The organism is Sneathiella limimaris, assembly GCF_012932565.1.
Lineage (GTDB): Bacteria > Pseudomonadota > Alphaproteobacteria > Sneathiellales > Sneathiellaceae > Sneathiella > Sneathiella limimaris.
Genome location: NZ_JABBYJ010000001.1, coordinates 2,799,052 through 2,818,451 on the forward strand (window position 1 = coordinate 2,799,052; position 19,400 = coordinate 2,818,451).

Genomic DNA, 19,400 nt, shown 5'->3' on the forward strand with positions numbered 1-19,400 from the left:
TCTAGAACGCCTGGCCAATACTGATGTAGAACTGGAAATCGTCATCAATACCAGTTCTTGGATTAAGTGGAATCGCTACATCAAAACGAAGCGGCCCAAATGGGGTATAATAACGCCCACCCAATCCGGCAGCCCATTGAAAGTCTTCTGACAAATCCGGGTTCATGTCTTCATAGACATTCCCCCCTTCAATAAAGGGAACTATCCCGATCGTATCTGTGATTTTGATCCTTGCCTCAAGCCCAACCTCTACAATGGACCGACCACCGCTGGGATCATTGTTCACATCCAAAGGCCCAACCAGCTGGAACTCGTATCCCCTCACTGATCCACCACCTCCTGAATAGAAGCGCTTAACCGCGGGAATATCAGCAGTACTATCACCGAGCAAACTTCCAATCTTTCCACGCATCGCCAAAATTAACCGCTTCTCGTCCAGGACCGAATAATAGGTTGATCCATGCAGCTCGGTTGTTAGAAAGTTTGAAGAAACCGCATTTAACCCTAGATGCGGTGTCACTGTTACGCCAAAACGATAGCCCTTGGATGGATCTAAGATATTGTCCGTATTATCAAACGCTGCAGTGAGAGGTGTACCTAGATAAACAAAATCATCGATATCATTGTTTTCCTCTACACTGGAATACTCCCAAAACAATCCACCGCCTAAAGTCCAATATTTTCCCCAACGCCGGTCAAGACCAAGATAAACACGGGCAGAGTCCTCTGTATAGGCATCTGTGTTTTCGTGTTTCACATGAGCCTCAGCCTTAAGGCTCTGGTGGCGCATATATACATTTGGCTTCAAAAACCGTGCTGACAATTCCTGTGTGACTTCTGAGACCTGAAGATCAGCCCTTAATTTCTCTCCCTGTCCGTAGAAATTTCGATGCTCCCAATAGAAGTTTGTACCAGCACCTTCACTTGAGGAATATTCAACTCCAACCCCAATGGAGCGATGCTTCCGCTCTTTAAAAATGAATGTAACCGGAACAGATGCATCTTGAGTAATATTTGGGGGGATCTGATAGCGGACTGCTTCGAATAAACCGGTATCCAGATATACGCGTCGTAGCTGCTCCAGAGTTGATTTTTGGTAAGTTACATTCTCTACCCACCCAGATAAACGACGCATATGCTCAACATTTACTTCTGACAATCCCTCCAACTGCAGTTTTCCCAGTTGAATATAAGGTCCCGGCTCAATGATCAGGACCGCATCCATTTCACTTCGTTTAAAATCAACAACAGCTTCCTGCTTCAAAATTTTAGCATTGGGAAAACCCAATTCTGCTAATTGCGCAATAGCTTGTTTTTGAGCAGCAACTATTGTCTCTGAGCGGGCGGGCAACCCTTTTTGTGCCGCAAGCCTAGTTAGATCGAGAGCGGGGGGCGACCTTTGCAAAATTTGATACTTAATTTGAAAATTTGCGATTTTATATTGAGGACCGACTTCTACCTTGAAATAAACGCGAGTTGGATCTTCTGCCTGGTCCAGTCGGGTCTCTATGATACTGGCATAATACCCTTCTGACCGCAGCGCTTTTTGGAAATTCTCTTCATCTTCTTGGACCCGCCTTTTTAACCCAGCCAGACTTGAAGGCGGTTTATCTTGAAGCTGCACCAGTCTCGAGGACTGCTCCATTAAATCCTTTAAGTTTTCAGAAATTTCTCCCTCGAAGAGCAGTTGATAATCCCATGCAAGCTCAACATCCGACTCTTTAGATGCTTCTGCCGCAGCCAATGGCTTTGAATCCATGAACATCACATGGATCAACAAGCCAAGAACACAAACAAATTGAAAAAAACACCGAGACAATTTGAAAACTCAATTTGGATCAAAAAATAACGAGTGGGAGGCTAGCGCTGAAAAATGGCGTTATTGAGCCCACTTGCCAATAGCTTATCATTTGCTGTAACGACTTCAAGATTAACGGATGCCAACAGCAAACCGAAGATATGGAGTTGGAGAAATTATATCTAAAGACTATAGAGATTTAGGATCTAATTGACTGAAGTCAGCTCTTTTTTCACGAAGGCTTCATAATTGTCGTTTGCAGCTGCGTTATCCAAAGCGAACATTTCCTGTACCCGTGGCATCGTAAAGACACCAACCGGACTATAGGCAACTTCCTTAAATGGAATACCCAGGATATCTTCACGCACATCGTTGGCGTGCTCATTCTTAATCAAACCCCGAATTTCAGCCGCAACAAATTTTCTGCCTGCATCTGGATAGCTTTCCAAAACTTCCCGCATATCTGCTGTTAAAATATTGACCTTTGATTGTAGGGCACGGGCAATCACATATCTTTGGTATCCGGTTACACCAACGACTGGGACAATCCCACCTGGATCTAAAACAACTACTCGCCAAAGATCTTTTCCTTCAACCGCTCTTTCAAAGGTGTAGTTGTCATATTTGTTATCAAGCCAGGCAAAACCCTTACGGTTCAACTCCCGAATGGCTTGATCCAAGGCATAGCGCTGCCCTTCAGTCAGTGTACCTCCCTGCCTTTCAATGATCGCTTCAGCCGTTCCTTGTTTCATAAACTCGGTGACCTCAAGACTTTGAACCTTACGGGATTCAAAGAAAGAATTAGAAGTACTCGTAATATCGTATGTCGCGACACGTCGAACAATTCTGATAAACCGATTGTCCACATGACTTTCAAGAACTTCTCGACCATATTCATCCAATCGCCTTGCATCCCAGTCACCGGATTTTGTAATCCGCACCGCTAGATTCTCATTTCCCATTAATCGATAGACAAGGCTCGTGGCACCAGAAGCCACATACTCACCCAGCTCAATCAGCCGATTTCCCCCTTTCCCATCTCTAAATGCAATTTCTCGCTGACCTCTCACTGAATTAGCTAAAACTCGAGGTTTAGGGATAGCCTCAGAAGAAACTTCCCCTGATTTAGGAGACGAAGCCCCCTCACTCACAACTTTTTCAGCGACATTATCATTGGCGGGTTCTGGTAGGTTTATCTCAAACTTACGAACACCTTCTACATCGACAACCTCTAAGCTTTGCCCTTTATAAAGTTCGCCCGTCAGCTGGTTAGCTGCTTCCTGAATTGCGTCCAGATAGTCCCTTCCTGCTTTTTCAATAATGTCGGATCTTTCCTGTTTGCTCAGCTCCCCGCCTTTTTCCCTGGCAGCTGCCTCCAAGGCTTCTTTCGCCAGTAGCTCCCCGACTTTATTCAAATCTGCACGGTTATCGTTCAAGGCAACAGTCAGTTCGACCACCTCTTTTAAGGCGCCCAGCTTCAAACCTGCGATCTGAGCAGCGTCGAGTGCACGGACAAAATATTTTGCACCTTTGGAGGCCAGTTTGGCAGCATCCCCACTATGAGAAATCTCCTTCATCATGTTGGCGACTTGCTCAAAATAGGATTGACGGCCTTGCTCTTTGGTCAGTTCAACTTTCAGTTTGGGGGGAGTTTCAGATAACAATGTTTCCGCAGTAATTTTCCGTTTTGCGGCCTGAATTGACATGACGACATGTTCGATTGCGCCTTGGGTATGATAAGCTTCCTGTGCAAAGTAAAGCGCCTTTGACTGAGCATTTCGAAGTTTAAGACGTAGCCCCTCCTTGGCTTCACCGGATGCGCTCTCAAACTGCTCCCGAAGCTCAAAGATTTCCTGCAGCGCCTGTTCATAAAGCCTATTTTCAGCTGTTATCTGAAGATCACTTTCCCGCAACTTAAGACTTTCATCTGCCCGAAGCTCAGCTTTCTTGGCCTCAATTGCTGACTTATAGCTATCATTGGCTTTTTCCGCCCAATTCAAAACTTTTTCGACATCTGCACGATTTGCCTCAGGCGTACTTTCCAAGATCATTTTTTTATGCTGGCTCCAGGCTTGGTCAGCCATATATTTTCGGCCTGCCAAATGGGCAAAAGCATCCTGAAAGGCGATATCACCGCTTCCTGCTTTAACTAGGCTCTGGACAGTTTCTGTATAGGCATTTGTATCCAAAACAACGCCGGTTTCCCGCCCGCCTATTTTGGAAGCCATTCCCCAACCCGCAGCAAAACGAGCATTAAATAAAATAACCGCCAGCTGCGCTTTTGGCCCGACAAAGCTGATATCATAATCACTGGTCAAATTTTCAGATCCAAAAGCCTGAACTTCTCCGCCCAGTTCCCGAATGATTTCGGCGGCCAAACTGTCTACAATCCGCCGGCGCAAATTGACCAGCAGGCGCATTTCAGTTGCTGGCAAGATACCCTTTTGATAGTCCTTACGGGCAGCATCCCAGTTTCCTTCATACCGCTCCATTAGAACTTCCGTTGGCCGGTCGATATTCTGAATGATATCGCGGGTATTCATCTGCTCGGTTTTTACATTGATTTGCCGAATACCCATCAAATCAACAACTTCCAGCGCCTGACCCTGATAAAGTTCAGCCGTTAGCTTATTAGACAGGTTTTGAATGTCCTCCAGGAATTGCCGAGCAACTTCTTCGGCCAGCTGTTTCCGCTCTGCCTTTGTAAGCTCAAATCCGCGGGCTTCCTCAATCGCTTTGATTTTACTTTCGACCAATAACTCCCGAACCTTGGCCAAATCAGCCCGGTTGGCATCGAGTGCAACAACTTGCTCAATCAGGTCCTTATATTCAGCGAGTTTAACTCCCGCGATTTGAGCCGCATCCAGCGCCCGAATGAAATACTTCGCCCCCTTGGTCGCCAACTTTACGATGTCCCCCCCGTGAGACAGCTCCTTCATCATGTTCGCAATCTGTTCAAGATAAGACTGACGCCCCTGCTCTTTGGTTAGGTTGACCTCCAATTTTGGGGGAGTATCAGCAGTCAGACTTTCGACGGTGATTTTTCGTTTGGCGGCCTGGATGGACATGACAACATGCTCAATCGCCGCCTGAGTATGATAGGCTTCCTGTGCAAAATAGAGGGCTTTGGATTGGGCATTTCTCAAATCAAGGCGGAGCGCTTCTTTTTTATCTCCACTCGCTTTTTCAAACGCGTCCTGCAATCTCTTGATTTCCAAGAGAGCATCTTCATAAAGTCGGTTTTCTGCTGTAATTCGAAGGTCAGCCTCACGAACAGGATTTTCCTTGTTTTGCGACAGCTCCGCCATTTTAAGTTCTATAGCGGTTTTATATTCCAGATTTGCGGCCTCAACGAAATCCAACATACGCGCGACATCCTCACGGGATTTCTGAGGCGTATTTTCCAGAACCCATTTCCGATGCTGACTCCATTCCGCATCAGATCCATATTTCCGTCTTGCCAGATGGGCAAATGCATCTTGAAAAACTGTGTCCCCAATGCCAGCCTCAATCAGACTTTGAATGGTCTCGGTGTAAGCATTGGTATCCAAAACGACACCTGTCTCTCGCCCTCCCAGTCGCGATGCAACACCCCAGCGGTTCGCGAAACGGGCGTTGAACAGATACACGGCGAGCGCCCGGTTGGGACCTACAAAACTGATGTCATAATCACTGGTCAGGTTTTCTGACCCAAAAGCCTCAAATTTACCTCCCACCTCTGAAACTATCTCTGCGGCCAGCGTATCTACAATATGTCTGCGCAATTGGACCAGTTTCCGCATCTGACTTTCAGAGATTTCTCCCTTTTGAAAGGCGCTCCGGGCAGCAGCCCAATCGCCATTAAACTGCTCCAGCAACAACCGGGTCGGTTTATCGACATTCAGCAACCAATCCCTGTATTCCACTTCGCGGATAATAGACTCTCGGATCTGACTAACCCGAGTGATTGGCGTTGTTCCTGGAACTGGTGGTTTACCCATGTAGGAAAGGATCTTATTAATCCGTGCTTCCTGCAAACGTGTGCTTCCTGATTTTTCACCACCTTCAAGAACCTTGTTTGTGCCCTTGAGAAGAACAATGGTCAGCAAATTCCCAAGATAATCGTCTTGTGTAATCTTGTTGCTTTCCAAAAGACCGTTCAAACCCGTTAGCAAGCCGGCTTCTGCCATCAATGTTGTATAGGAAGCCGCCCGCCCAAGGCTATTAACTTTGGCTGCTGTATTCCCAAAAGATTTAGCTCTACGCGCGACCTCTTGGGAGACTTTTCCAAATCCTTTAAGCGCCCCGATAATGAGCAGGTTATGGGCATATTCTTTTACCAATGCATCCCGCGACCAGAACTGCTCCTGCAGGGCTATAGACGGATCCAGTGCGGTCCTCGCCCCGCGGCTTAAAATAGTAAACGCGCCAGCTTCAGCGGCCAGCCCAGTTCCATAAGCAAGTGCCTTGCCAGTCAGCGATCTAATACCGCCCAAGGCTAGCATTTCCATCGTCACTGACCGCCCAAATTTGGCCGCCAGTCCACCGGGAAGCGCTACGGTTGCAAATAACTCCGCTCCCATCTTCACATTCAGGAACCGATCCAATGTAGCCAGCCGGCCAGTCTCCGTCAGCGCTACAAATTCACTCGCCACCTTAGTAGGATCCAGCTTTATTTGTTCCGGGATCGTATATTTGCCATCTTTCAAAAAGCCGTGGCGTTCAAGGATCCGTTGGTCCGTCTCACTCAGTTGCCCTGGTAGATTATTACCAGCCCGAATAAGCGCGATCTGAACTTTCTGGGTTTCCGCCGTTATCTGCTCCAGCGCTGTTTGAGTGGCATCCTCACCAACCGAGCGATTATAAAACCAGGCGGGACCAACCTCGTACCAGTCTTTGTGCAGATAATCGACAAAGGCCTTAAATTCACCCGCAAGAGATGCGTCCCTTAGCGGAACGAGCGCTCTGAAAAGACGTTGAGCGTCTTTATCCAGAAACGCTGATTGATATTCATTCAGCAACTGGTTTTTGTCATTGATAATGACCCGGCCCTTGAGTTCTGAAGCCGCGCCCCGCATTAACCGGCCTGTTTGGGCGATCTGCTCGAACATCTCCAGCAACGGATTTGATGACCCGACCAGCGCTTCCAAATATTTAGCTTCAGCGGTCAGGAAATAATCGTAGAGTTTTGCTTTTTCAGGAATTGACCGATTGGGATCCTCATTGATGAGCTCCATCCGGCGTTGATCCATGTAATCGAGCTCAGCTTTGTTCAAAGCATCGATCAGCCAAAAATCCTTATATTTGGTTCTATCAGCCTCATACTCCCTTTCCCGAGGCTCGTTCTTATTGTGGGCTATATACTTCTCTCGCAAGCCGCGACCGGCCGTCCGCGAATAATCTTTACGTTGACGCCAGATCTCTGTAGCGGAAGTTCCATAGGCATATACCCCAGCAATCTGCCGGTGCATGTTAGTGAGAGCATACTCCCGATGATTTTTAGGCCGGAAAGTTCCATATCGCAGCTCTCCACGATCATCAGACATCGTGAACACACCAGCATTTTCATAGTAGTAATCTTCGACCCCATCCCGGGCAGCACGAAGCTGGTTCAATTCAGCAATAGCTCTTTGTAAGATGGCCTTATCATAGGCTTTATCCCTCAATAGGGTCCCGCGACCTTCAAAATCATCGCGTATGGATTGCTCATAATCAGAAACACGCTTTGCTGCTGCTCTCCTTAATTCATTGAGCTTATTCAGGCGTTCAGAAGGCGGCGTAGTTAGAAGCTCCAATCGTGTTTGTAATTGTGCTAGTTGCCGCATTTCCAGTCGGAAAGCGTTTGCCCTTGTGAAAGCTTTTCCATTCTCCGCATCGGTTTTGGCATAATTTCCCGCAGAGCGGACCCGTTCGGCCATATATGTTTTGAGTTTCTTCTCAATATCACCGCCGTGGGTCTCCAAGAGTTTTTCAAAGACCTTAGACTGTTCGGAAGTCAACCCGCCAGCAGCGAGACGCATGCGGACATGATCCAGCATTCGGGCTGTTTGGACAAAGCCCGCCAAAACTTTATCATTTCCAGCTTCTTTCAGGAGCCGATCCATCAGATGCGACATTGCTGGGCCGGCAATATCATATCGACCCGCAGACATCGCCTCCCTAGCTGCAGTTAAAAGATCAGGTAACGGAATAGTATTGCTTTTAGACGCAGCTTCCCATTTTCGAGCCTGAAGAATTTGCTGGAGTAATTTTTCGCTGCTTGAGAGCAATGCCTGTTTATAAGTTTCATCAAGAGTTTTTGACTCTTTGAGTTTGGCCTTCAGTACCCCTAGCCGACGCTCCAGCAGTTTGTCGTCACCCCCCATTCCAAGTTTGGAGGCAAGGATCGAAATCTCAGCATAATCAATCTGGATTTCTACTCGCTGCTGCAACTCTTTCGGGACCCCTTTTAGTTCTCTAAGAGCCTCTATCAATGCCTTAGCAGCATTTTCGTCTCCATCTACCGTGAGGTTGTTGAGGGCGACGAGACTGCTTGTTAAGCGTTGCTCCTCAGGCAATCTGGCAAGTTCTTCAGCAACCTGCTCCTTTGTTGCTGATGAGCCCAGGGAGAGGATTTTGAGTTTAAGTTTCGTTGCGATGAGAACTTCATCACTTGGGTTTTTCTCTAATGCGGTTTCGACAACACTCAACGCTTCAGAGAACTTACCTTGTTGTCGCAGACGTTCTGCATTTCCAAGCAGTAGCGCCGATACAAGTCTCGGGTTCGTTGAGTTCTCTAGAATAATTGCGATTGCATTATCCCGTTTCTCTAGCAGCTTCTTAAGGTCACCCAATTCTTGGCGTTGTTTCTCTGGAAGCAAGCCATAGACATTTTCCAATGTATTCAAGGTATCAACAAGCGCCATCGCTTTTGCTAGTTCGATGCTGACATCCTGTTTCCCACTTTCAGCAGTGGGACCAACAACACCGTTTATTAAGTCCAGCGCAGCCTTAAAATCTCCAGTCTTTAAGAGATGACGAGATTGATCCAATCGGCTGAGTGCGTAACGACGAACAGCTTCTTTTTCATTTCCAAGTCCTGCGGCTTCCTTGGCATATGCCTTGGCCAATTCATCATTCACCCGAACCAATAATTTCGAAATCTCTGTTAGATGTGCTCTTGCTCGTGGTGTTTCCGGTAAGGATTTTTGAAGCGCAGTTAAAGATGCTTTTAATGCCTCTGCTACTTGTTTCCCCTCTCCTTTGGAAACAATCTGGCCTGTTTTCTCGAGACGTTCCAGTTGGCGGCTTATTTGCGCCAATGTCGGGCGAAGATCGACGTCTTCAGTGGAGGGTAGTGCCAGGATCTCTGTCAGCTCTGCAAGCGCTTTTGTAATTTCCAGCGGTTTGTTATCCAGTCCCGCCAGTCTTTTCTCCATCTGACTAGCAAGTTTTGGCTTCAACTTATCCAGACTGGATTGAAGGATTTCGATTTCTTCTTTGGATAAGGATTTATCCTTGTTTGCCAGCATCTCCCGCAAATACTGCGCCCGTGCGCGATCAGCTAAAAGGTTTTGTTCAGAGGAATTTTGAGCACGCGTCTCGTCATTGATTTGCCTAAGCAATTCATCTAGAAACAGCGCCGCGCTCGGTCGGATGCCTTCATCCTCCATTTGATCGGCAATTCCATCAAGGATCTCATCAGCTTTTGTTGCCCCAAACCGTTTGATCAACCCATTCAGCACAGAGGGTAGCATCCGCTTAGCTGCGTCATTTTTCTCAAATGCGGGCAACAATCCTTTGTTAATCCAATCGACCAACGCCGCAGTCCGCTGCAACTCTATAAGATCTGGTGCGTTTTCCGTTTGGACTGTTTCACCAGGCTTTATTGAAGCACGGAACAGGCGACCAGTTTCCGTTCTCGCAGGACCTTCTGGTGGAGTTTTAATATCTCTGAGGACTTGGTTGCGTGCAGCCTCCATGGCTTTGCGTTGGTTCGTGAAAACACTTGCGACAACTGGCTGGCCAGCTTCTTTGAACGCTTCTTCCGTCGTTCTGATCACCTCAATATTCTTCGTTAGCACCTGTACGATTTCAATCAACTTGTCTTCTGCAACAACTGTATCCAGTTCAGGCTTGTAAACTGCGGAAGTCAGAGACGCCTTTTCTGAGCTCACTACGGGTGGGTTTAAGCTGTTTTCAGGTTTGCGAAGTTGTTCCTCTACCGCGTCACGACTGCCTTGCAAGGCTATTACTTGCGTTTTCAAAACATTAGCAAGTTGAATACTTCCAGATTTCTCTAGCTCTTCACTGGTCTGTGAAAGTCCTAGGATTTTTTCTTCCAAGGCATTTCTGATGGCAATAAGTTCTGCGCGGTTACTTCCAGCCTCTGGCGCACGTTCTGCGGTTTCTCCCAGTCCTGTCTCAGTTGTCTTTTTAGGCTCCAATTCGGCCAGCTTTTCCTCAAGTGCATAGCGAGCTGCGAACAACGCTTCTCGCTGCACCTCTAACGAAGGAAGTAGACCCATTATGTTAGAACCCGCCGTTGCGCTCATCATCTCTTCAACAGAAGAAATCCCAGCATTCAAATCTTCTATAGCTGTTTTGTAGCGCTTGATCACCTCGTCAGTTGAAACTTTGATATCCTCGTCTTTCAAAGCTTCTGCTGGCTGATTTTCGGAAGGACGAGTTGTTGCAGCAACCCTATCGGTTAGAGATTTAATCTTGAGCTCGAGTGCATCTCTCTTTGCTATATATTCCAGACGCTGCTTAATCAGGAGCTCTTCTTCAGCTCCTCCTCTCTCAGCAGTTTCAAGTAGTTGGTTTCGAGACTCTATCCGCTGGTCAAGCTTTGACTTTTGACTGACAAGTGTTGTCAGCTCATCGATATTTATTCCACTGACATATGCATCCAAATAGGATAAGCCACCTAATTCAGGGCGTTCGTCAGCAAGTTCTGCTAGAACAGCCCCGCCTATCCCACCGAAGCTTGCCGCAGCCACACGCATAAATTCTTTCGCAGGTGCCGCCCTTCGCCCTTCATGCGCACTTTCAGCACAACTCGCAACAGGTGCACCTTTACCAACACAGCTTCCACCGCCACCTGATCCAGACATCTTATATTGTTCGGCCTGTTTCGCCTGCTCTACATTCTTGGCATTTTTCGCGATTGCTCCTGCGGCAGGGCTTGCTGTACCAAACGCGGAAGCTGTTTTCAGCTCTGCATTCTTTTTCCTTTCAATCGCCTGCCGAGCGCCTTTGACATATGCGGCCCCAAAGGCAGAATTCACAGATGAAATACTGCATTGGCCTTCAGGATTTATCTCACTTTTAAAACCAAACCCTTCAAGACCTGACTGTAACTGCTCCTGATACCCTCTTGCTGTTTTTAAGCGCTCATCAATTTGGCCCAAACGTGTTTTAATGGCCTTTGGACTCATGCCTGCCTGCTCAGCCAGAGATTTCTGACCATCCGCGCCAGGCAGAAGATTTCCCTTTACCTGGTTTAGGGCGTCTACTTCTGCATTTACTTTCGCGACATCCAGAAGCTGTTGATCAATTTTTGCGGCATACCGCGTAACCTTGACTGGATCAACTTTACCATCTGGTCCAAGGACATCTGGAATACCTCTATTATATTGGCTAACCATATCCTGGGCATGGGCACCAATAGCACCTATTCCTGCGATACGAGCTTCATCCCTGGCAGACTTCAGTTTGTCTTTGTACTTTTCGTTATAGTCGCGCCACTTATCATCAAGCCAGCTTTCATACTTGGCCTGCTCTCTTTCTAGTCGCTCAACCTCCCGCTGGGCCGTTTGTTTGTCTTGGTAGGTCGCATCCTTGTCACGCTGTAACCCCCTTAATCTGGATTCTGCTTTTTGAAGCTCCTTTTTGGGATTTGGTGGTTCCTTTGGATAGTTTTTAAAATATTCTGACGCTTCTTTCTCAATCGCTTCTAATTTCGCATCAGCCGTTTTCTGAGCATCGAGCTGCTCTTGAGCAGCCTCCATATCCGGTTGACCTTGGAAGTTCTGTATTCTGTTTTTGGCGGCTTCCAGATTTTCCAAAGAACTATCAATAGCTGCCAACTCTTTCTTGGCCGCTTCAGAATTCCGCATATAGTCCAGACTTTCAGCGGCAGTCGGAATTCCCTGCTTTTCAAGGTTATAGTTAAAGTCTTTTGATTGCTGGTTGAATTTTTTGTACTCGTCGACAATGGCGTCATACTCTTTGTCCAACCGTTCATATTCCCTGCGAACTCCTGGGTTCTTGAAATTGCCCTCTTTATCGGCATATTTGCGATATAATTTTTCTTTTCTCTCTCTGGTGGTGTCTCTCATCTCCTCCAAAGCAGCGGTTTTTTTCTCTAGTACCCTTCCTTCCCATTGTTCTTTCGTCAGTCCATATCCACGATCCAGAGCAGCTTCTAATTGCGCCTTATTTTTGTTGTGCTGGTTCATGTCCTTCTGGAAGTCACTGATATCTTTTTCCAGCTGACGCTGAGCTTTGGCATGTTTCTTTTCTAGGTTCAGCTTTTCTTTACGCGCATCAGCCTGATCCTCCCTGAAACCTTGACATTTAGCACTTCTGCAGTTGGGATCAGCAGGAGGACCTCGTCGCGCCTCCTGCTCACCTCTACGGGCTTTATCAATTTTATCCTCGACTTCAGCCTTTTCCGTTTCCTGCTGTTCAACCTGCTCGCGGATTTTCTCTCCTCGCTCACGAAGATCTTTCTCTTTTTCGTCTATTTGATCCTGGGCTTCTTTAATTTTCTTTCTTTTTGGATTTTTCTCATCTGCATCTGTCTCCCACTTCAGTTTTTTCCGGCGCTCTTTAAGTTTTTCCTCTGCTTCTTCAATGGCGTCTTCAAGCTCTTTTTTCTCTTTATCGAGCTGTTTCTGAAGTTCATCTGCAATCTCTGGTGCGGCACAGACCGGCTCATCTTCCTCGGGTTTTTGTCCCCCTGGAGCAGAGCTTGTGTCCTGCTTCAAGAAAGAACCAATGGACGCAGACAACGCATCTGTTTTCGCAAAATCAATTTGAGGGCGAGGCTGATCACTCATCATTGAGCCCGCAGCCTCTTCATTCTGGTTCATGTTGTGGGAAGACATCTGGTGATCAGAATCTAAAAGTGCTTTCGCTCTATTCTGAGAGGAAATACGATTGTGACTTGCTTCCTCCTGCCTTTTGGCATCCATCTGATCCTGATAATCTTTAGAATGATGAGAGGTCGATTGCTTCTCATCATAATACTCATATTGTTTATTCTGATCTGAATAGTCTTCTTCGGACTTCTTCGAAGCCGTTTCTTCGGTTTCAGCAGTGGAAGTTTTAGACGCTTTGGGTGTTGATTTCACCGAAGAAGTTTCTGTTTTGACTTCGGTTTTGGTGGATGTTGTTGATGGCTTAGAAACAGTAGATTTTTTAGAGGTTGAGGTCTCTGATTTCGATGTACTAGTTTCCGTTTTCGCTTTTGGCTTATCGTCCCTTGTTCCTCCAATAATTCGGATCTTGGGAGCTGGGATAAACAGATTAGCTTCCGGATAATAGGTTCCTTCCTCTGTCACAATTTTATTTTCTACGATAGTTTGCCTTGACGTGTTTTGACTTTCTCCCCCCATCGATTGTGGCGTCGGCTCCCTGTAAACGGTGGAGCTCTGAGTGGATTTAGTGGTGGGTAGCAATATCTTGTTTTGGGCGTGCCCTGTTTGCATCCCAAAAGCTAAGAATGAAAGACCAAACACTCCACTGGCAATCATCATGCGAAAACCGCTTGAAGGATTGCCAGTTTTCAATCGCTGGACCATAACCATCTTCCCTTTAAAGACAGAAGTCCCCTTTACGGAACGTTATTCCTGAATGGAAACCACCAGATCACCCCGTTGAGGAGTGTCAACATCAAGTGGTGAGAAAGTGCCGATGGATATTTTGGGTAAAACTTCTGTCAGGACCACAACACCAAGTTGTTTTTTGCGCAGCATAAGAACCTCACCCGTTTGCGGGTCGGTTAGTTTTTTCGTAATCCGCTCAATCGTGAACTTATCATTCTGCTTCAAACCTGAATTTCCACCAGCGTTTATGAAGGCTTCACCAGCATCGAAATCAACGATTTGGCCAGTCCAGGCAACTTGATTAGCTTTCGCAGCGATTTGTTGGACCGCCTTCGTTATGCACCGGCGTGTCGCCTCACCTAAAGGCGTTTTAAGGAAGCTATTTGTCCCAATATTAATGTCTTTATACCCGACGCTAAAGTCCCACGCAGAATTGTCGATCTGCTCGGATACTGTATAAACTTCCTCAACTTGTGAGGTCGTAGCATTCACAAGTCGTATGTCCATCGCGACCTTACCACTGGTGCTTTGACGAGAAACGCCGAGCCCCAACGCATTTGTCAGCGAGCTCCCCCCTGATAGCCCGAAACTCATTCCCCCACCGCTATCAGCGGCTCCAAATTCTGTAACAGATCCGTAAATCAGGAAGTTTGCACCCGTGACCTGGCCCAGATCTGGCCCGGTACTGGCATTGGTAACTCCTTGTCCTTTCATCTGTTGTTCTGACAAAACCTGATTGATATTAGCACGTTCCACGACAATAAAGCGTTTCGACTCAACCAGTGCTGTTGTCATCATTGCAGAAATCCCACCGCCGATATCCCAGTCACCATACTGTTGTTGGAACGCCCCGATAGCGTCAAACTTCCCAACGGAGACCACTCTTTTAGGTCCGAGAACATCAGGGACATTATCAGTAAGTATTGGTACATCCTCTTCCGCGTAAGCCAGATACCTGTCCGGTGTGAAAAACACGGCAAAGGCAGAAAGCATGAACACTGAGAATACACTTAAAATATGGCTGCGCTTGATTTTCATATCCTTGCCTCTGTAATGCGAATAAAGTCAGATCAATCCGTTTAAGGGTTACTAACGATCTGCCAGTTTCCGGTTTGTTTATCGATTGCGAAACGTTCAACCAATGAGTTGTCGACTGTAACAATATCCAGCGAAATAAACTTACCCTGATCCGAAATCTCGCCCACTTTCAGGCGCTGGTTTCCATTTTTCAGAAGTTGATATTCAGCAAGAAGGCGGACAGATTTCACAGAAGGGCCATCAGGCCCATACGTCTCTTTGAGAAAGGTTTGGTTGCCTCCAACTCGACCTGAAATACCATTGGAGATTGGAACATCTGGGGGAACTGAGAGGGTCGTATTTGACTGTGACTGCTCCATTCGCTTGATCATTTCGGAGAGATCTCGAACCTGCGCGGATAAAGCCCTGTAATCCACATAACGATCCCGCGATTCTTGGAACACGAAATTTGGTCTCAGTTGGCTTTGGGCTCGCTGTAGAGACTGAACTCTGTTTTCATTCGCCTGTAACTGTCTATCCTGATCAGTTTTTTCGCCTGGGAAAGCTGTATTTGGGCCAGAAATTATGCCGCCGGAAAGGATCATTATCATGAGCCAATGATAATGCTTCTTGTGCAATGCTCGCATGAGCAGACGATTCAGACCCATTTTCAATATCCAGAAATTGTAGGTCTGAAGCATACAATTAATCTAATATTGAATCAAATATTAGGAAATTATTTTGTATTAAATATGATTTATTGAACCCAAAGCATCTATCCGTGAGATAGACGCCTATGGCTCATGCGGCCAAAGGCGTTTTATATTCAATTAGGTGAAAATCAGATTTATCCCGGGCATTAATCGTGACGGATAGATCATCAAAATAGTGACCCACAATAAATCGAATAAGCCGAGCCAATCCTTGTTCAATATTTGTTAAATGAAGAGATAAAGAGTGCGCTCTTAAATCCTCGGCAATTAGTCCGATCAGGCCATAGGTCAACATGCGTGCTGACTCTATCATTGTTTGACCATCAACCACGATTGTCTGAACCTTTTGCTTTTCAGCCGCATTAATCACGTTGTTCCAGCGTTCTTTCACGATACATAGGTCATCAAATGCAAAAACACTGGATTCTGATTTGATATAGACAGCAGTTTCTTTCATATTCGGCACCTTAACCGCAAAACTTCACAATTTAGTTTTGTGGCCTTTCACTGTTAAATTCAAAACCTAGTCTTCAATTTGACCGCTCACAAATCGAGTCAAACAAGACGACAGCTAAAGCACCCCCTCAAAAAACGAACCACCTTTTACATTAGAAATAGTTTTATATGCAACAGTTTTTATTTTAGTAAAATTGCAGATAAATAGGGCCTTCAATACTGATTTCTCTGGCGGCTAATTTCCTCAGAAATCATCCTTTCCTAAAAATTGGCAGGTGGAAGAAAAAGATGCATTTTGCTCTCTCGACTGAGATTAGAATTAAACTACAAGGCCAAGGCTTCCCAATGGCAAAAATCCTCAATCTAGCGCTCAAATCTTTGCCTGGCTTAAACCCTTTACCTAAAGATACAGGGTTTAAAATAGACGGCGTCAAACCCTGTCATTCTTTTTTTTATTTGTCGAGTTTTCTAATTTCATTTTTGGTATAGTTCCTAAGCTCAACTTTTATGTCTACTCAAATGGGATTTATGCCCATGTGAGAAAGGCAAGGCGTTATTACCCGCCAACTGGTTCCCTCTCTCATAAGGAAGTTGTTATGAAATCTAATCTCTTCAGAATTATTGCCATCACTTTTGCTTTTGCAGCAACTACCGCACCAGCAAAAGCAGATTTTCTGAAAAGCTTAAAAGATACCGTAAATAAGGCGACGTCACCGACTACAAACACGCCGAGTAGTCAAGCTAATGGGTTGAGCATATCAGAGATAACCAAGGGGTTAAAAGAAGCGCTCAAGGTTGGAACAGGGCGCGTTGTTAACCAGATAGGAGCTTCTGGTGGTTATGAAAATGACCCTGCTATTCACATTCCACTGCCTGAAAAAATGCAAAAAGCACAAACCTATCTTCGCAAATTTGGTTTATCCTCAATGGCCGATGAAGTGGAAACCAAGTTGAATAAAGGAGCAGAGGCCGCGGCTCCAAAAGCCAAAGAGTTGATTATAAACGCCATCAGTGAAATGACCCTGGATGACGCACAAAAAATTTACAACGGACCCGATGATGCTGCGACCCAGTATTTCCGAAAAGTTTCAACAGCCGATTTGATGGAGACAGTCCGTCCCGTCATTGACCAATCCCTTGAAGAAGTCGGCGCCATCGCAGCTTACAACTCTCTTATAAAAGAATATAAGAAAATCCCACTTGTTCCTGATGTTCAATCCGATTTAACGGAACATGCAACGCATCTCGCGTTAGAAGGCCTCTTTCATTATCTTGCCGTCGAAGAAGCCGCAATTAGAAACAATCCGGTGGCCAGAACAACTGACATCCTGAAATCAGTGTTTGGGCGTTCTTGAACAAATAAAACCTTTTCCCTCTTATCTCACACAGATACAGTTATGGCTAAACAAAGAAAGGGAGTGCACTTTATCCAGCCAATACAAAAAGTTTGTGCCCCTTTCTAATTTTTCTTCTATTGAAAACCATTTTCTTATGTGTGGAGCACCCGTCCGACTGCGTCCAAGACACTCTCAGACATTGCTTCAGACAAAGTGGGATGGGGGAAAACAGTTTCCAGAAATTCAGCTTCTGTCGCTTCAAGGGTCATCGCAATTCCAAACCCTTGAACCATTTCTGTTACTTCAGGCCCGATCATATGTGCACCCAAGAGCTCGCCTGTTTTTGCATCGAGCACCGTTTTTACAAACCCCTCTGCCTCTCCACTCGCGATGGCTTTTCCTATGTGAGCTTGAAGGCATTGACGCCAATTACTTATCGGAATCTATCCATATCACCTTTTTCTGGACGCGGGGAACGGTATTGCCAGAAATACAAAAGGCCACCCCTATGGACGGCCTAGCTTTACTGGCTTTTTGAAACCTAATCCCGCCTGAGTCAGACCGCCTACTGACTTTCGCGCGCACCCAGAAAGTTACGGTTGAGGCAATAACTTGGTGCAGCTTTCGCACCTTCACTGTGATTACTAATCCAGTCTTCACATTCATCTGCATGGGTGCATTTCATACACTTCAACACAGCTGACCTGATTTTAGATGCATCAGCCGGATTGTGGGTAACACGCCTATCCAATTCGACATCAACAGCGGCCGACATCTGATTAAACAATTTCGAATGCTTGTCGAATTTCTTAAACATAGAATTATTCCCTATTCCCAACCTCATCTTTAAAGGCACTCTATATTGCATTCTCCTCACATTCATTGACCCTAATCAACCCCTTAACAAGTTTCAGAAACCCCTGTTTTACAAAAATATCGGATCTGCTGATCTGAAAACACGGACACTGTTAGAGGAAAAACCAATCTCTGAGTTGATCTTCAACATCATCCTGCAAACCAAAAAAAGGCCGCCCAAGACAGGCGGCCTTATTGTCACTTATGTATCGCTAATCCTAGTTATTTGCGACACTCGCATCAGGCACTTCAAACTCATGGATATAATTTATGATCATCCGCGCATCATCAGCAGCTTGGGTAAAGGCATCCAATGTCCCTTCAACCGTTACATTTTCACCGCCAAAGACTGCGTCATAAATATTCACTTCAGTCGGAACCCAAGTCCCATCCGCTTGTTCAACCAGAACAGTTGTTGTCACAGTGGCGTAGGTGGACGAACGATCATACTGAAAGTCACTATAATCTACGACGGAGTATGTCTGGCTGCCTGATGTCTCCAGATTGATACTCAGAAAAGCGTTAATATAAGCGATTTCGTCTGAGGTAAATTCACCGGTCTTATCTGTTGCAGCAGCAAGGAAAGATGTTGCAGCAGCCACATCTTCTTTTGTGAAGTCGCCATCTACCAGAAAATCATACTCTGTACCTGGTAAATCAGACACTCCTGGAATGCTTCCCTCTGTCATCAGGGCGACATAAATTGCTAGGTTTTCCAGCGGTGAGTCGATGGTTTTATCTTCCCCATCCACTGTCAAGACAAGCCGTCCCGCGGAGTCTACTGTAATCGCAGTCGCAGAGTTGAGCAAAGTCACAACTTCCTCTGCACGCCGGTCCAGAACCTTGCTCGGTGCCCGGCCAACATTAAGCCGGCCCAGTTCCACCTCAACGGTTAAGGACTCATCGATTGGATGACCTTCCTCATCCAAGGGGATCAGATTTCCATTTTCATCCAAAGGCTGAACAAATCCTTCTGGTGTGAGAATTGGGACGCCATTGTCATCACGAAGAATAATCCAGAGATCTCCGAACAAGTCCCCTTTCTTGGATCCTGCAGTCCCAGGTTTAGAACCTGCACCTGCCTTGCCGCCTTTTTCACCTGCCCAGTCAGGCCGGTCTGAGTCTTCGTCTTCAGATTCTGCACCGGAAATATCGCGGAACAGTTTACCCAAACCCTTACTACCTTGGCCTGTGACCTCAGTTTTCTTGCCTTTTTGCTGACCTTTCGAACCATGATCAGAGTCGCTGTGATCTGTGGTGTGGCCACTACCTTTACTGCCGCTGCCATGCTCATCTGCGAAAGCAGGCGTAAACGAAACAGATGCTAAGAGAAGACTTCCCGCGGTAACAGAAGCCATCAGAACTTTTTTGAGAGATATTTTTGCTTTGATGATTTTCAACATTGTTCATCCCCATATAATTGAAGAGCTTA

General features: G+C 46.1%; 8 protein-coding genes and 1 pseudogene. 1 reads left to right on the forward strand and 8 read right to left on the reverse strand.

Features of this window, described 5'->3' with window-relative positions; genetic code table 11:
- Position 1 precedes the first annotated feature (1 nt).
- From HH301_RS13545 to HH301_RS13565, 5 genes are all read right to left on the reverse strand, one after another.
- Positions 2-1,759, reverse strand: coding sequence for an autotransporter assembly complex protein TamA (locus HH301_RS13545; protein WP_169569422.1), 1,758 nt, complete (start codon positions 1,757-1,759; stop codon positions 2-4).
- 245 nt (positions 1,760-2,004) lie between these two features.
- Positions 2,005-13,566, reverse strand: coding sequence for a hypothetical protein (locus tag HH301_RS13550; protein WP_169569423.1), 11,562 nt, complete (start codon positions 13,564-13,566; stop codon positions 2,005-2,007).
- Positions 13,567-13,608: 42 nt separating this feature from the next.
- Positions 13,609-14,628: a CsgG/HfaB family protein gene (locus HH301_RS13555; RefSeq protein WP_169569424.1), complete on the reverse strand. Its 1,020-nt coding sequence runs from the start codon at positions 14,626-14,628 to the stop codon at positions 13,609-13,611.
- A 41-nt stretch (positions 14,629-14,669) separates the two neighbouring features.
- A complete protein-coding gene (locus HH301_RS13560) occupies positions 14,670-15,275 on the reverse strand; it encodes a hypothetical protein (RefSeq protein ID WP_169569425.1) in 606 nt (201 codons plus the stop codon).
- 133 nt (positions 15,276-15,408) lie between these two features.
- Positions 15,409-15,777, reverse strand: coding sequence for a hypothetical protein (locus HH301_RS13565; RefSeq protein ID WP_169569426.1), 369 nt, complete (start codon positions 15,775-15,777; stop codon positions 15,409-15,411).
- Positions 15,778-16,372: 595 nt separating this feature from the next.
- Here HH301_RS13565 and HH301_RS13570 point away from each other — a divergent pair.
- Positions 16,373-17,131, forward strand: a complete 759-nt coding sequence (locus HH301_RS13570) for a DUF4197 domain-containing protein (RefSeq protein ID WP_169569427.1) — start codon at positions 16,373-16,375, stop codon at positions 17,129-17,131.
- A gap of 134 nt (positions 17,132-17,265) precedes the next feature.
- On the opposite strand, the pseudogene HH301_RS13575 reads toward HH301_RS13570, so the two are convergent.
- The 3 genes and pseudogenes from HH301_RS13575 to HH301_RS13585 form a co-directional block, all read right to left on the reverse strand.
- Positions 17,266-17,514, reverse strand: a pseudogene (locus tag HH301_RS13575) (dihydrolipoyl dehydrogenase); the annotation flags it as partial.
- A gap of 164 nt (positions 17,515-17,678) precedes the next feature.
- Positions 17,679-17,930 (reverse strand): DUF6455 family protein, encoded by a 252-nt coding sequence (locus HH301_RS13580; RefSeq protein ID WP_169569428.1) that lies wholly within the window; start codon positions 17,928-17,930, stop codon positions 17,679-17,681.
- 256 nt (positions 17,931-18,186) lie between these two features.
- On the reverse strand, positions 18,187-19,371 hold the full coding sequence (locus HH301_RS13585; RefSeq protein WP_169569429.1) for a hypothetical protein: 1,185 nt from the start codon (positions 19,369-19,371) through the stop codon (positions 18,187-18,189).
- Between the last annotated feature and the right edge of the window lie 29 nt (positions 19,372-19,400).